The 14236-nt window shown below is 62.9% G+C and carries 11 protein-coding genes and 1 tRNA gene; 5 read left to right on the forward strand and 7 right to left on the reverse strand.

Translation table 11 applies throughout. The annotated features are described in order from the left end of the window. Positions 1 to 7 precede the first annotated feature (7 nt). On the reverse strand, positions 8 to 1570 hold the full coding sequence (locus JJB74_RS07360; protein WP_200591164.1) for a methyl-accepting chemotaxis protein: 1563 nt from the start codon (positions 1568 to 1570) through the stop codon (positions 8 to 10). Between the two features lie 228 nt (positions 1571 to 1798). Then, positions 1799 to 3583: an acyl-CoA dehydrogenase gene (locus JJB74_RS07365; protein WP_200591165.1), complete on the reverse strand. Its 1785-nt coding sequence runs from the start codon at positions 3581 to 3583 to the stop codon at positions 1799 to 1801. A 260-nt stretch (positions 3584 to 3843) separates the two neighbouring features. Here JJB74_RS07365 and JJB74_RS07370 point away from each other — a divergent pair, with 260 nt between their 5' ends. After that, positions 3844 to 5496, forward strand: coding sequence for a 3-(methylthio)propionyl-CoA ligase (locus JJB74_RS07370; protein WP_325170104.1), 1653 nt, complete (start codon positions 3844 to 3846; stop codon positions 5494 to 5496). Between the two features lie 59 nt (positions 5497 to 5555). Here the strand turns inward: JJB74_RS07370 and JJB74_RS07375 are convergent, their stop codons facing one another. Beyond that, on the reverse strand, positions 5556 to 7244 hold the full coding sequence (locus JJB74_RS07375) for a tannase/feruloyl esterase family alpha/beta hydrolase (RefSeq protein WP_200591166.1): 1689 nt from the start codon (positions 7242 to 7244) through the stop codon (positions 5556 to 5558). 376 nt (positions 7245 to 7620) lie between these two features. Between JJB74_RS07375 and JJB74_RS07380 the strand changes: the two genes are divergently transcribed. Continuing rightward, the gene (locus JJB74_RS07380) at positions 7621 to 8637 is read left to right on the forward strand and encodes an AraC family transcriptional regulator (RefSeq protein WP_200591167.1); all 1017 of its coding nucleotides are present in this window, start codon (positions 7621 to 7623) and stop codon (positions 8635 to 8637) included. A gap of 294 nt (positions 8638 to 8931) precedes the next feature. Here JJB74_RS07380 and JJB74_RS07385 read toward each other — a convergent pair whose 3' ends face one another. Next, positions 8932 to 9855, reverse strand: coding sequence for a LysR family transcriptional regulator (locus tag JJB74_RS07385; protein ID WP_325170105.1), 924 nt, complete (start codon positions 9853 to 9855; stop codon positions 8932 to 8934). A 102-nt stretch (positions 9856 to 9957) separates the two neighbouring features. Between JJB74_RS07385 and JJB74_RS07390 the strand changes: the two genes are divergently transcribed. Both JJB74_RS07390 and JJB74_RS07395 read left to right on the forward strand, forming a co-directional pair. Continuing rightward, positions 9958 to 10680, forward strand: a complete 723-nt coding sequence (locus JJB74_RS07390) for an SDR family oxidoreductase (RefSeq protein WP_200591169.1) — start codon at positions 9958 to 9960, stop codon at positions 10678 to 10680. Between the two features lie 22 nt (positions 10681 to 10702). Further along, entirely contained in the window at positions 10703 to 11371 is a 669-nt protein-coding gene (locus JJB74_RS07395) for an NAD(P)H-dependent oxidoreductase (protein ID WP_200591170.1), read from the forward strand. A gap of 114 nt (positions 11372 to 11485) precedes the next feature. On the opposite strand, the gene JJB74_RS07400 is transcribed toward JJB74_RS07395, so the two are convergent. After that, positions 11486 to 11562, reverse strand: a tRNA-Pro gene (locus JJB74_RS07400). 12 nt (positions 11563 to 11574) lie between these two features. Further along, positions 11575 to 11766 carry a hypothetical protein gene (locus JJB74_RS33890; RefSeq protein ID WP_325170112.1) on the reverse strand — a complete coding sequence of 64 codons (192 nt, stop codon included), beginning with the start codon at positions 11764 to 11766 and terminating at the stop codon, positions 11575 to 11577. On the opposite strand from JJB74_RS33890, the gene JJB74_RS07405 reads away from it, so the two are divergent. Beyond that, a complete protein-coding gene (locus tag JJB74_RS07405; protein WP_325170110.1) occupies positions 11680 to 12771 on the forward strand; it encodes a M14 family metallopeptidase in 1092 nt (363 codons plus the stop codon). The genes JJB74_RS33890 and JJB74_RS07405 overlap by 87 nt on opposite strands. 128 nt (positions 12772 to 12899) lie before the next feature. On the opposite strand, the gene JJB74_RS07410 is transcribed toward JJB74_RS07405, so the two are convergent. After that, entirely contained in the window at positions 12900 to 14162 is a 1263-nt protein-coding gene (locus JJB74_RS07410) for a DUF2863 family protein (protein WP_200591172.1), read from the reverse strand. Positions 14163 to 14236: the final 74 nt, after the last annotated feature.

Below are 14236 nucleotides of genomic sequence, written 5' to 3' on the forward strand. Positions count from 1 at the left end.
CTCGCGCTCAATCCAGCGTGAAAGCCTCCACTTTGTGCAGCAGGCTGCGGGACTGCTCCTGCATGCTCAGCGAAGCGGCTGCGGCCTGTTCCACCAGGGCGGCATTCTGCTGTGTCGATTGCTCCATTGCGCTGATGGCTTCATTGACGTCGGCAATGCCCTGCGCCTGCTCCCCGGAAGCACCTGCAATGTCCGAGACCAGTTCGCTGACCCGCGTGACGCTGGCGAGGATTTCTTCCATCGTCCTGCCGGCATCGCCAACGAGGCGGCTGCCCGCCCGTACCTGTGCGACCGAGCTTCCGATCAACTCCCTGATTTCCGTGGCAGCCGCGGATGAGCGCTGCGCCAGTTGCCTCACTTCGGCGGCGACCACCGCGAAGCCGCGGCCCTGTTCGCCTGCACGGGCCGCTTCCACCGCGGCATTGAGCGCAAGGATATTGGTCTGGAAGGCGATGCCATTGATGACGCCGATGATGTCGGCGATGCGATCGGAGCTGGAGCGTATCGCTTCCATCGTCGCGATGACATCCCTGACGACAGCGCCGCCATCACTGGCGACCATGTGTGCCTGCTGCGCAAGCTCGCGCGCATTCCCGGAGTTGCCGGAGTTGCGGTTCACGGCCGCGGTCAGCTCCTCCATCGTCGATGCAGTCGCTTCCAGGCTGGAGGACTGCTTTTCGGTACGCACGGAGAGATCGCTGTTGCCCTGCGCGATTTCCCGGCTCGCGGCATCGATGGAGGATGCGGAATCGCGGACTTCTCCAAGCAGCTGGCGCAACTCGCCGATCATTGCCTGCAGCTGAGACAGCAGGCTGCCGCGGTCGCCGCGTTTGAGCGCGATGCGCGCGGTGAGGTCACCCGAAGCGACCTGGCGCATCACTGCTGCCGCATAGGCGGGCTCGCCGCCGAGCTGCGCGACGATGCTGCGCGCGATCAGGGTCGCGGCCGTTCCGATCGCGCAGAGCACAGCCACCGCGATCAGGATGTCAATGCGCGCGGCCGACCAGAATGCCGCATCCACGTCGTCGACATAGACCCCGGTGCCCAGCATCCATTTCCACGCGGGGAAATAACGTATGAACGCGATTTTGGGCGCGAAGGCGGTCTGCCCGGGGCGCGGAAAGGTGTAATCAATGAAGCCGCTGCCCTGCGATACCGCGAGGTGGATCATCTCCTGCAACATCAGCTTGCCGCTGGCATCGGAAAGGTCCTTGTAAGGCTTTCCCTCGGTCTCGGGAGCGGGAGGCAGCATCACCCGCACATAGTCAGTGTCGTAGATGAAGATGTAATTCGATCCTTCATAGCGCAGTTGGCGCAGGCTGTCGACGGCGAGCTTTTTGGCCTGCGCTTCGGTGAGCTTGCCGTCGAGCTGCTGCTTGTGTGCGGCGGCGAGAATGCTGCTTGCACCATCGACCAGGCTCTGCACCTTGGCGCGCCGTTCAGCCATCATCTCTGTGCGCAGCTTGATCAGGGACATGGTTGTGACGGCGGCAAAACCGATCAGCACAAGCATCGTCAGCAGCAGCAGGCGCCGGCCCACGCTGGCGCGCACGGAAAATCTCTTGAACATCTTTCACCCTTCAGATTGCGGGCCCGAAAGCCCAATGGACGCGAGAAAGTCCGCGCGCCGCGCGGTGGCCGTCTCCATGGTTTTATTTATCGTCGGCTGCTGCCGTAATGTTTCAAATAGGAAATTTAATCCGTATGCCGATCGGCGTCACTTGCGCGGCGAGCCAAAATGCATGGCTTGGCAAGCCAGGCGGCGATATGCGCCGCCCGGCTGTGCCGCGGCGAGCTACTACCAGGCGCTGTCCGGGAAATGGAGCGCAAACGATGCGCCGGACATGATAGAGGCGGCCAGTCCCGGGATGCGGGAGAGCGCATGCTCGGCGAAATAGCCGGCTGACATGGCGCTGGCATCGGGCAGCGTGCCCGCGTCCGCGAGCGTCGTCGCAGCCAGCAGACGTCGCGCATGCATCCAGCCACCGCACAGCAAGCCCCAGCATTCGAGATACGGCACCGCGCCGGCATACACCGCGCGCGCATCGGTAGCCTGGGTTTCGCGCATCCAGAGCAGCGCCGCGCGCAAGGCCGCGCACGATTGCGCCAGCGCCGCACGCAGACTGGCTGCCGCGCGGCCGTCAACCGCTTCGAGCCTGCGCGCGTCCGTTTCGATGGCATCGAGCAGCGCCGCCGCCGTCGCGCCGTCATCGCGCAAGGTCTTGCGGCCGACCAGGTCGTTGGCCTGGATCGCGGTCGTGCCTTCATAGATGGTCAGGATGCGGGCGTCGCGCAGATACTGCGCCGCGCCGGTTTCTTCGATGAAGCCCATGCCGCCGAAGACCTGCAGCGCATCGCTGGTGATGTGCTGCGCATTCTCGGTGAACCAGCCTTTCACGATGGGAACGAGGAATTCCATGCGGCGCTGCGCTGCGTCGCGTTCGCCCGCGTCGTTGTCCGGCGCATGGGCGATGTCCTTTTGCATCGCGACGTAGACGGCCAGCGCGCGCATCGCATCGATATGGCTGCGCATGCCGAGCAGCATGCGTCGCACATCGGGATGGCGCAGGATGGACGTTCCCTGGCTGCCGTCTTCGCCGAGCGCTTTGCCCTGAACGCGCTCGCGCGCGTAGGCCAGGGCATGCTGGTAGGCCCGTTCCGAGATTGCCAGTCCCTGCAGCCCGACCGCGAAGCGGGCTTCGTTCATCATGATGAACATGGTTTCCAGGCCGCGGTTCTCTTCGCCGACGAGATAACCGATTGCGCCTTCGTGCTCGCCGAACAGCATCACCGCGGTCGGACTGCCATGGATGCCAAGCTTGTGCTCGATTGAAGCGCAGCGCACATCGTTGCGGGCACCGAGTCTGCCATCCGTACCAACCAGGAACTTCGGCACCACGAACAGCGAGATGCCCTTGACGCCGGCGGGCGCGTCCGGCGTGCGGGCCAGCACCAGGTGGATGATGTTCTCGGCCATGTCATGCTCGCCGTAGGTAATGAAGATCTTCTGGCCATGGATGCGATAGCTGCCGTCGGCTTGCGCAAGCGCCCGCGTTTTTACCGCGGCCAGATCGGACCCTGCCTGCGGCTCGGTCAGGTTCATGGTGCCGGTCCAGGCGCCGGACACCAGCTTCTCGAGGTAGGTCGCCTTCAGCGTATCGCTTGCCGCCGTGAGCAGGGCTTCGGCCGCGCCATTGGTCAGCATCGGGCACAGCGCGAAACTGATGCTGGCCGCATGCCACATTTCATCGACGACCGCGGATATCGCCATCGGCAAACCCTGGCCGCCATATTCCTCCGGAAAGCGCAGCGCACTCCAGCCGCCTTCGCGGAAGGCGCGCCAGGCATCGGCGAAACCCGGCGCGGTGCTGACTTCGCCGTCCTTCCAGCGGGCGCCGTGCACATCGCCGGCACGGTTGATTGGGTCGATCCGGTCGCTGGCGAGCCTGCCGGCTTCCTCGGCGATCGCCAGCGCCGTGTCCAGGTCCAGGCTGGCGCCGGTGGCGCGCGAGTGCGCATCGATGTCGAACACATGCTGCAGCAGGAAGCGGATATCGCTTAGGGGAGGGCGGTATTGGCTCATGGACGGTCTCCGTGGAATGGCGGTTGATGGAATGCATGGCTGGATCCGGCCGGCGCAATGCGCGCATGGCGGACTGTCGGCGCATTGTAGGTAGCGCGGATGCGCTTGTGAGCCGCTGCCGTGCATTCTGTCCCGCCAAGCCATCAAATTGGCTCGCCATGTCAGTGAGCGGCAAAGGCCGGCGCGTTACATTGCGGCCAAAGCGCGGCGCTCCCGTGGGCAGCGCGCGCGACATTCAAAGAGGAATCAAGGAGAAGACCATGCCGCAACTCGCAATGAGCCCGCTGATGGGACAAATGATGGACCAGCCGCTGCTGGTATCGAGCATCATCCGGCATGCAGACCGGCATTTCGGTGATATCGAGATCGTGTCCCGCCGCGTCGAAGGAGACATCCACCGCTACACCTATGCCGAGTGCCATGCGCGCGCGCGCAGGATGGCCAATGCCCTGAAGGCGCAAGGCGTACAGATGGGCGAGCGCGTGGCCACGCTGGCCTGGAACGGCTACCGCCACCTCGAGCTGTACTACGCGATCTCGGGTTCGGGCGCGGTGCTGCATACGGTGAATCCGCGCCTGCATCCGGACCAGGTCGCCTATATCGTGAACCATGCGGAAGACCAGCTGCTGTTCTTTGATCTGAGCTTCCTGCCTCTGGTGACGCAGATTGCGCCGCGCTGCAAGACCGTGCGCGCCTTCGTGCTGATGTGCGATCGAGCAGCGATGCCGGCGCAGACGGGCATCGCGAACCTGCTGTGCTACGAAGACCTGATCGACGCCAACGACGACAACTATGACTGGCCCGAGTTTGATGAGCGCTCCGCCTGCTCGCTGTGCTACACCTCGGGCACGACCGGCGACCCGAAGGGCGTGCTGTATTCCCATCGCTCCACGCTGTTGCACTCCTATGCAAGCGCGCTGCCCGACGCGCTCGGCGTGTCGGGACGGGATGCGGTATTGCCGGTAGTGCCGATGTTCCATGTGAACGCCTGGGGCCTGCCGTATTCGGCGCCGCTGGTCGGCGCAAAACTGGTGTTCCCGGGCCCGGCGTTCGATGGCCGCTCGCTCTATGAATTGATGGAAGCCGAGAAGGTGACGTTTTCCGCCGGCGTGCCCACGGTCTGGCGCAGCCTGCTCAACCATGTCAACGAGCACGGTCTCATCTTCACCAGTTTCGAACGCGCCATCGTCGGCGGCGCCGCTTGTCCGCCCGCGATGATCGAGGCGTTCCGCGACAGATACAAGATCGAGGTGGTGCATGCATGGGGCATGACCGAGATGTCGCCGCTAGGCACGACGGGCACGCTGCAGCGCCGCCATTTTGCGCTGTCGCCGGAGGAACAGATGGCGGTGCTGGTCAAGCAGGGGCATGCGCCTTTCGGCGTGGACATGAAGGTCGTGGATGACGCGGGCGAGGAACTGCCCTGGGACGGCAAGTCACCGGGACGCCTTCTGGTAAAGGGGCCATGGGTCATCGACAGCTATTTCAAGGGCGAGGGCGGAAACGTGCTCGAGGATGGCTGGTTCCCGACCGGCGACGTGGCCACCATCGATGCCGACGGCTACATGCAGATCACCGACCGCAGCAAGGATGTGATCAAGTCCGGCGGCGAATGGATAGGCTCGATCGACATCGAGAACATCGCGATGGCGCATCCGGCAGTGGAGCAGGCGGCCTGCATCGGCGTTTTTCATCCGAAGTGGGACGAGCGGCCGCTGCTGGTCGTGGTGCCGCGCCGCGACCAGCAGATCGACAAGGTCGAGCTGCTGCGCTTCTATGAAGGCAAGATCGCCAAATGGTGGACGCCCGACGATGTGGCGGTGGTGGATGCGCTGCCGCTCGGCGCCACCGGCAAGGTCCTGAAGAACGAGATACGCGCGCAGTTCCGGGACTATCGCCTGCCGACGGCCTGAGGTCGGCATGCCTGCCGCGGCGCGGCAGGCATGCCATCAGCGCGTGGCGCGAGTCTGCGCTAATGCAGATACTCCGATGCCGGCATCGGGTTGTTGCCGCCGGGCGCATCGGCGCAGACGAAGTTCGCGGCATCGTTCACATCGCCGCTGCCGGAATACTTCGCTACCTTCGGATACGGGCACAGCGGCCGGCTCATCTGCACGCCGAGCGCCGGTTGGTCCTGCACATACTTGGTGGCGATGATCCTTTGCGGCGGCACGCCGGCCTCGACCCATCGCTGCAGCGCGGTGAAGGCGTCATGATCGGCATCGTTCGAAGGCGGCGGCGGCGCGACGGCCTGGCCGCTGAAGAGATTGCCGAAGGCGTTCGGCCCGGGACCATAGGCGCAGTGGTACATGCCCGGCACCATGAACAGGCGGAAGAAGTTCTGCGTTTTCTGCAGCTGCACCTGCGCGCTGCCGTTCTGGGTCTGCATCGCGCGCAGGTAGTAGTCGATCGAATCCTGCGGCGTGATCAGCGGATCGGCCCAGCCGTGATAGGCGAGCAGCTTGCCGCCGGCGCTGTTGAAGCCGGACAGGTCGGCATTGTTCGCGTTCAGCATCGGGGCGAGCAACTGGTCGACCTGGGCCAGGTTCTGGTCGAAGTCGAAGCCTTGCCACAGCCAGGTCGGGCCGAATGTCCACTTGAACAGCGAGTCGAATGGTGGCTCGGGGTTGGCCTCGATGCCGAACCAGCCGAACTGGCTGTCGCTTTCGCCGCCCTTGACCGAACCGGGGAAGATCAGGTGCCCGGTAACCGGGTCATGCGCGCCGGCATAGATCTTCCGCGCCGCTACGATCTGGTCCGGTCCGAGGCAGCTCGTGCCGATGCCGGGCACGCCGCAGGCCAGCGCGGCCGGATCCCAGTCGCAGGAGCGCGGGTCGGTGAGGAAGGAGTCCGTCGCGAGGCCGCCGCTTTTCACCGCGCAGGCTTGCACTACCGCATTCGTAATCGCCTGCACCTGGTCGCTGGTGAACAGGCTCGTCGGCGTCGCATGCATCGCCGCGTAATTCCAGAGTGCAGCGGTATGCACATGGGTGCGGTTCGCCGCCGGGTCGCCGGACAGAATGCCGTTGTAATCCGATGGATAGCGCTGGGCCGTCACCATCGCCTGCTGGCCGCCGGTCGAGCAGCCGTTGAAATAGGAGTACTGCGGACCCTGGTCATAGTAGGACGCCATCAGCTGCTTCGAGATGGTCGTCATGAGGTGGGTCGCGCGGCTGCCGAAGTCGGTCCATTTCTCGGGGTGGCCGATCAGGGCATCGCCATCGTTATTGGTCGATGGCGCGGTGCCGAGGTCGGTGGTGGCGACCGAGAAACCCTGCTTCAGTCCCGCAATCATCGCCGGCACGCCGAGCGCGACCGTGCCCGCATAGCCGCCATTGCCCACGCCTTCGAAGCGTCCGTTCCAGGAAGCGGAGGGCATCCACAGCTCGATGTTGATCAGGGAGTCCGGCGTTGGCGTAGCGGTGACGCCGACGCGGCAGAATGCCGGCACGTCGGCGTAGGTATTGCCGTCGGGCGCCGTGAATGCGGGGCCGGGTACTGCGATGGACCAGGCGACGCGCGCGCCGTCGATCGCGATCGCTGTCATCCCGTCGCAGGGCGTGGCCGCATGCGCCGCGGACAGGGATGCCGCGCCACATGCCGCAAGCAAGGCATGCCGGATGAAGCGCCGCTTGCGCGGGGAAGAACGAAACGCTGTCATGGAATCTCCTCCTTTGATCTGCTGCGTGGTGTGGACGCTTGCCGATGGCCGAGATGCCGCGCCGCAAGGGGCAAGCGCATGGTTTCCATTCTTCCCGGGAAGAGACGCGATTCAATGGCTTTCGCGGCCAAGCCGCTGGCTTTGCGGGACAACGCGAATCGGATTTGTCCGGAATCGCCTCCTTCGGCGCGGGTTGCGCGACCGTGCCGGAGGATGTTGTTGAAGAAACCGCGTGCAGCTTGTATAAGGGCAGCACGGCTGCAAAGGCCGAAAAGCGTATCCGGGCTCCATCGTGCGGGACCCGGACGCCACCTATAAGCATGGAGACAGCCGGAGTTCCCGCAGGGGCATCCGGTGGACTGGAAGGGCGGGAAGCATGGAAGGCGTACGGACCGTTGGTCACGCATGGATGAAAGGCATCGTCGAGCTGTTCGAGGCGGTCGGCCTGGATGTGGCGGCGCTGTTCGCGCAGGCCGGGCTGGACATGACCCAGCTCACGGTGCGCGAGGCGCGCTTTGCTCCCCAAAAGATCAGCGCGCTGTGGGAATTGGCGGTGGAGCGCTCGGGCAATCCCTGTCTTGGGCTGGCAATGCCGGAGCTGGTGCATCCGGCCAGTTTCGACATGGTGGTCCATGTCATGATGACCAGCCTGAATCTGCTCAACGCGATCGAGCGCCTGTTGCGCTATATCCGCATCGTCAGTGATGCGGCGGATATCCGGCTGCAGGAGGAAGCCGATGGCTATGGGCTATCGATCGTGCTCGATGGCGGCGGCCAGCCGGTGCCGCGTGCCCGCGTGGAATACGTGGTCGTCACCATCTTCAACATCCTGCGCTGGTTGAGTGGACGCAGGTTGCGTCCGCTGTCCGTGGATTTTCCCTATCCGGCGCCCGCCGACCTGGAACCCTACCGTCAGGCATTCGGCGCTCCGCTGAATTTCGATGCGCAGGTGCATCAGCTCCATTTCGCCCGGGCGGACCTCGCTGCACCGCTTCCCATGGCCAACCCCGAACTGGCTGCCCTGCACGACCGGGTTGCCGGCGAATATCTGACGCGGCTGGACCGGGCAAAGACTTCGGCTCGCGTGCGGGAGCTGGTCATCCCGCGCCTCCCGGATGGAGACCCGCTGCGTGCCGATATCGCGCGCCAGCTATGCCTGAGCGAGCGCACTCTGCAACGCAGGCTGCAGGAAGAGGGCACTTCGTTCAATGAACTGGTGGACCAGATTCGGTGCGAACTCGCAAAGCAATACCTGAGTGAGCGCAGGCTCACCATGGCGCAGGCGGCATATCTGCTCGGCTTTTCGGATCAAAGTACCTTTTTCCGCGCGTGCAAGCGCTGGTTTGATACCTCTCCTGGAGAGTATCGGCAAAGGGCCGGGACCTGTATTTAGCGATGCCGTTCCAGGAAGTGTGCCTGCGGGAAAGCGCCTCTGGCCGTTCAGATCATCGAAACGCCAGTGACGAATTATCCAGAGGCCAGTGTTTCATGCATGAATGCGTTATGCCTGCGCCGCCAGTTTGTGTAGCGATGCAAGCAATTGCTCGCGGACTTTTTCAACGCAATCGGCCGACGGCGGGCGCTTGAGCGACTTTGGCGAATGAAAAATAGCTTCACACCGGCAAATGGCGCGAAACAGCCAGCATCGCCGGAGTCATTCTCATCGATAGACCGTTTGCGTTCCTTTTTATTGTGCATCCATATCCCGGAGCAGACTTTCCGGCGAAGCGATCACCTGTTGCCGCAGCCACTTCTGTGCCGAATCATTGTCGGCCCGCGGATGCCATCCCATCTGCACGGAAAAGGATCCAAGTTCGCACGGCGGCGCCACCAGGCTTATCGCCTCACCCGTAGCGCGTGCGAGGCGCGCCGGGACCGTACAAATCATGTCGGTCCGTGCCACCAGTGAAGGGGCGAGAAGAAAGCTGTTCAGCGATGCAACGACCCGCCGCTTGCGCCCCATCTGCGCGAGCGCTTCGTCGACAGCACCACGGAAGCCGCCTCCGGACGGCGAAACCAGGATGTGCTCCAGCTGGCAAAATGCATCCAGGTCGAGCGGCCGCTTGCTGTATGGATGATCCCGCCGTAAGAGGCAGAGGAAGCTTTCCTCGTAAAGCATGCGTGCTTTCACAGACGGCGGTAGGCTCTGCCGCGTTCCCAGCACCAGGTCCAGTTCGCCGCTCGCCAGCTTTTCTCCTACGGCCTCTCTGTCCGCGGAAAAGAGTGCCAGCCTGATGCCCGGCGCGTACAAGCGGATTTTCGTGATCAGGGGCACGCAGACCGCGGCATGGATCGAGTCGGTCGCCGCGATGCGGAAGGTATTGGTTGCCATCGCCGGGTCGAAGGCCTGCTGACCGGTGACGAGCCGATTCACCGAAGCGAGCAATTCACGCAATGCATCCTGCATCTCGATGGCCCGCAGCGTCGGCGTCATGCCGCGCGCAGCCGGGACGAGAAGAGGATCGTCGAACAGCTCGCGCAGTTGTCGCAGCTGCGCCGACAATGCCGGCTGTGACATCGACAGTCGGCGTGCTGCACGGGTGACATTTTTCTCGGCAAGCAGCATGTCCAGCGATACGAGCAGGTTCAGGTCGATACGATGCAGGTCCACAGCAATCCAAAATCAATATACGTGGAATAAGGATAATCCATTTGTTCAATGGAATACGCATCGCTACAGTGAAGCGACTCACTCAACCACATGGAGAACAGCATGTCGCTCGCACAACAACGCATCCTCATCATCGGCGGATCCAATGGCATGGGGCTTGCCGCAGCACGTCAGCTTGCCGCAATGCAGGCGGAAGTCCTCATCGTCGGCAGGTCACAGGAAAAGCTGGACAAGGCGCTGTCCGGCATTGAGGGCCGCGCATCCGGGTATGTCGCTGACTTCACTGATGCGGAGGCATTGAACGCATTGTTCCAGCGCATCGGTTACATCGATCACCTGGTGCTGGCCGCCTCGGCCAATGCCGCCTGGGGGCCGTTCTCTTCGATCACGACCTCCATGCTGCGATCCGCGCTGGAAGGGAAGCTGCTTGGATACTGGCAGGCCCTGCAAGCTGCGCTACCGCATCTGCGTCGCGACGGCTCGGTCGTGATGCTGTCCGGCGCGGCTTCCCGCACCGCGATGCCAGGCACAGCGGGTCTGTCGGCAGTGAATGGCGCCATCACGCAGATGGCGCAAACCCTGGCCAGGGAACTGGCGCCGTTGCGCGTGAATGTGGTCTCGCCCGGACTTGTCGATACGCCGGCCTACGATGCGTTGCCCGCCGATGCCAAGGCCGGCATGTTCGCTGGCGCCGCCAAGTCTTTGCCCGTAGGCCGCACGGGCACATCCGAAGACATTGCGCAGGCGATCGTCTATCTGCTCGCCAATGGCTTTACAACGGGCGCGGTCCTGGACGTCGATGGTGGCGCCCGGATGGCACTTTGATGGAGATGGAGAACAACAATCCATGAACATACTGATTGTGTTCGCGCACCCGGAACCGAAGAGCTTCAACGGCGCATTGTTCAACATTGCAGTCCGGGCGCTGGAGGAAGCGGGCCATACGGTTGCCACCAGCGACTTGTATCGCATGGGCTTCGATCCGGTCTCGGACCGTCACAATTTCACATCGGTCAAGGATGCAGACTATCTGAAGCTGCAGGTCGAGGAGACCCATGCAACGGAATGCGAGGGCTTCGCGCCGCAGATCGAGAACGAACTGCGCAAGCTGGAAGCATGCGATCTGCTCATATTGCAGTTCCCGATGTGGTGGTTCGGCATGCCCGCAATACTCAAGGGCTGGGTCGATCGCGTCATGGCCATGGGCCGCACCTATGGCTATGGCGCGATCTATGACACCGGCAAATTCCGGGGCAAGCGGGCGATGCTGTCGCTGACCACCGGAGGGCCGGAAGCGTCGTATCTGGAGGATGGTTTCAATGGTGATATCGCGGCCATTTTGCGCCCCATCCATCGCGGCATCCTGAGTTTCCTCGGATTCGACGTGCTTGCGCCGCAAATCCATTTCGGTCCGGTCCGGGCAAGCGAGGAAAGCCGCGAGCGTTGGCTTTCCAGCTATGCGCGCCGCCTGAGGGAAATCGGCAACGAAGCGCCCATCGAAGTCGGGCGATATTGATCGTCACGCGCTTTTACGTCTGTTGACGCCTCGCTAACCGGGTCGATTGCGGGATCCGAACCTGAAAAAACGGAAAGGCCAATCCGAAGATTGGCCTTTCCGTTTCGATTCTCTTGGTCGGGGCGGGGAGATTCGAACTCCCGACCCCTTGCACCCCATGCAAGTACGCTACCAGGCTGCGCTACGCCCCGACGAGCCAGCGATTATAGCAGAGGCTTATCGCTTCGCGTATCCTTGCGGCATGCAAATTCCTTATTTTTTCCAAGACCATGCCTATCCGAATCAGCCATCAATTCGATAGCGGCGCGATTGACCTTGTTCGTGCCGAACATCCCGCCGATATTGAGCTGCGCCTGCGCAGCGATAATGCGGCCGATTTCTCTCAATGGTTCCATTTCAGATTGCAGGGTGCGCGCAATCAGCAGTGCACGATGCGCATCGTGAACGCCGGTGGGAGCAGCTATCCCGACGGATGGCGCGGCTATCAGGCCGTGGCGAGTTATGACCGCGAACACTGGTTTCGCGTACCCACCAGCTTTGATGGCCAGACACTGACCATTGCACACCTGCCCGAGCGCGATAGCGTCTATTACGCTTATTTCGAGCCGTATTCCTGGGAGCGGCATCTGGCACTGCTGGGTCGTGCAGAGCGCAGCGACCTGGTCCGCATCGAAGATCTTGGCGCGACCGTGGATGGGCGCGATATGAACCTGGTGGTCGTCGGCAACCCAGACGCCGCAAGGAAAATCTGGGTCATCGCGCGTCAGCATCCAGGCGAGACCATGGCCGAATGGTTTGTCGAAGGCATGCTCGAGGCTTTGCTCGACGCCGCGAATCCGCATGCGCGCAAGCTGCTGCAGCGGGCAGTCTTCTATATCGTCCCAAACATGAATCCCGATGGCTCGATACGTGGCAATCTGCGCACCAATGCCGTCGGCGCCAATCTGAATCGTGAGTGGATGGCGCCTTCGCTGGAAAGCAGCCCCGAGGTCTTTCATGTACGTCGGCGCTTGCACGAAACCGGCTGCGATCTGTTCCTCGACGTGCATGGCGATGAGGGCTTGCCCTATGTGTTCGTGGCCGGCAGTGAGATGCTGGAAGGCTTCACCGAGCAACAGCGTGTTGAGCAGCAGGCTTTCGTCGATGCATTCAAGACCGCCAGTCCGGATTTCCAGGATGAGCACGGCTACCCGAGCGGCAAATATCGCGAAGAGATACTGAAGCTCGCGTCGAAGTATGTCGGCCACCATTTCAAGTGCGTGTCCCTGACGCTGGAGATGCCGTTCAAGGACAATGCGCAGCTGCCGGCGCCGGATGTCGGTTGGGATGGCAGGCGCAGTGCGCGGCTTGGCGCTGCGGCGCTGCAGGCAATGTGGGAGGCGGTGAAGGGAAAGGACTGATGCGACCGGAAGCGCCGCATCGTGCTGATGCGGCGCGCTTTTCGAGTCAACGCTGCGCTGATGCCGCAGGGCCCTGTGGCATCAACAACATCAGTGCCAACGACGATGCGCTTGCCGCCGGCAGAGCCTCAATGCAGATGCCCGGACATCTGCTCCGCGTCTTCCGGCATCTCCGCATGCACCAGTTCCGCTTCGCGGTCGCAGAACAGCGGAGCGCCGCAATCCTCGCAGAATTCCATTTCGAAGCGCTCGTGATGACGCACGATATCGGCAACGCCATTGGCGCGCAGGGCAAGCACCACCTGCGCAATCGGCGGCGCGCCTTCCAGTTCGGCGAACTGCGTTGGCAATGGGGCGCTGGCCAGCAACGTCACCGAGTCATCGCTGTCTTCTTCCTGGCCATACAGCGGCCACACGATGCCATAGATCACTTCGGGCTGACCTTGCAGCGTGAAGCTGATCCGGTATTCATCGATGCGGCCTTCGCCGCCTTCCTCGCCGAACGCGCCAATGATGGCGGCCAATCCGTTCGGTTCCACCGACAGCACATGCGTGAGGTAATGCACCGCGGCATGTACCGACATCGGCCGGATCGCGCGATCCGCTTCGCGGCAAGCCACGTAGTAGGCCTCGGGCATCATCAGCTCGACGCCGCAACCCGGCAACAGGCGCTCGATCGTTGGCTGCGCCTGGGCGCGCAACTGCTCCATCGTCGACTGGCGCAGCGCGACGATATCGAACGGCATCTCGGCCTGTTGCCAGCGAAACAGCGGGCCGCCTTCCGGCGCAACCACCGTGGCCAGCAGATAACGGGTATCCGCCAGAAAGGGCGCAGTTTCGGGAAGATGCGCGATCGGCTTGATGACCGGGCCGCCCAGCGCGGCGCGGCCGATACGCTGTGTTAATGCATAGGTTTCCGCATGGGTGCGCGGCAACTGATCGATCGAATACAGCGTGGGCGCGATCGCGATGCGAGCCTCATCCGCCAGCAGATGTCCATGCATCTGTGCAGCCAGGGTGATCAGCACGTCGCCGCCGATGTTGCCGGAGGCAATAGCGAAACGGGTCCAGGCCAGGATGGGGAAGGCGATCAGCAGGCCATCGTAACGCTTGCCGTCTTCTTCAATGACGCAGCTCGAGCTTATCGCTTCGACTGCTTCCATCAAGGTGTCATAAGCCGGGGGATCGGTGTTGAACAGCTTGTCCAGCGCGCTGTCCAGGGTGTTCTGATGATCGTTGCGCAGCAGTTTCTGGATCAGCGCATCCAGCTCTCGTTCCCAGGCACGTTCTTCCTGACGGCTGCTCGCAAGCGACATCGCCTGCGCCAGCGACGAGAGGCGTTGACTGTCCGGCGAGATACGCGGGGTACGGCTTTTCGAGGGACGACGCATCGTTGTGGCGGTTCGGAAAACAGGGAGAGGTATTGTAGTGGATTCGACCGGGCGTCACGGAAATAGTTTGGACA

The organism is Noviherbaspirillum pedocola (genome assembly GCF_016632335.1).
GTDB lineage: Bacteria > Pseudomonadota > Gammaproteobacteria > Burkholderiales > Burkholderiaceae_D > Noviherbaspirillum_A > Noviherbaspirillum_A pedocola.

Coding starts and splice junctions, on each gene's coding strand:
- JJB74_RS07360 (WP_200591164.1), bottom strand. CDS start 1,570: ATGTTCAAGAGATTTTCCGTGCGCGCCAGCGTGGGCCGGCGCCTGCTG.
- JJB74_RS07365 (WP_200591165.1), bottom strand. CDS start 3,583: ATGAGCCAATACCGCCCTCCCCTAAGCGATATCCGCTTCCTGCTGCAG.
- JJB74_RS07370 (WP_325170104.1), top strand. CDS start 3,844: ATGCCGCAACTCGCAATGAGCCCGCTGATGGGACAAATGATGGACCAG.
- JJB74_RS07375 (WP_200591166.1), bottom strand. CDS start 7,244: ATGACAGCGTTTCGTTCTTCCCCGCGCAAGCGGCGCTTCATCCGGCAT.
- JJB74_RS07380 (WP_200591167.1), top strand. CDS start 7,621: ATGGAAGGCGTACGGACCGTTGGTCACGCATGGATGAAAGGCATCGTC.
- JJB74_RS07390 (WP_200591169.1), top strand. CDS start 9,958: ATGTCGCTCGCACAACAACGCATCCTCATCATCGGCGGATCCAATGGC.
- JJB74_RS07395 (WP_200591170.1), top strand. CDS start 10,703: ATGAACATACTGATTGTGTTCGCGCACCCGGAACCGAAGAGCTTCAAC.
- JJB74_RS33890 (WP_325170112.1), bottom strand. CDS start 11,766: ATGGAACCATTGAGAGAAATCGGCCGCATTATCGCTGCGCAGGCGCAG.
- JJB74_RS07410 (WP_200591172.1), bottom strand. CDS start 14,162: ATGCGTCGTCCCTCGAAAAGCCGTACCCCGCGTATCTCGCCGGACAGT.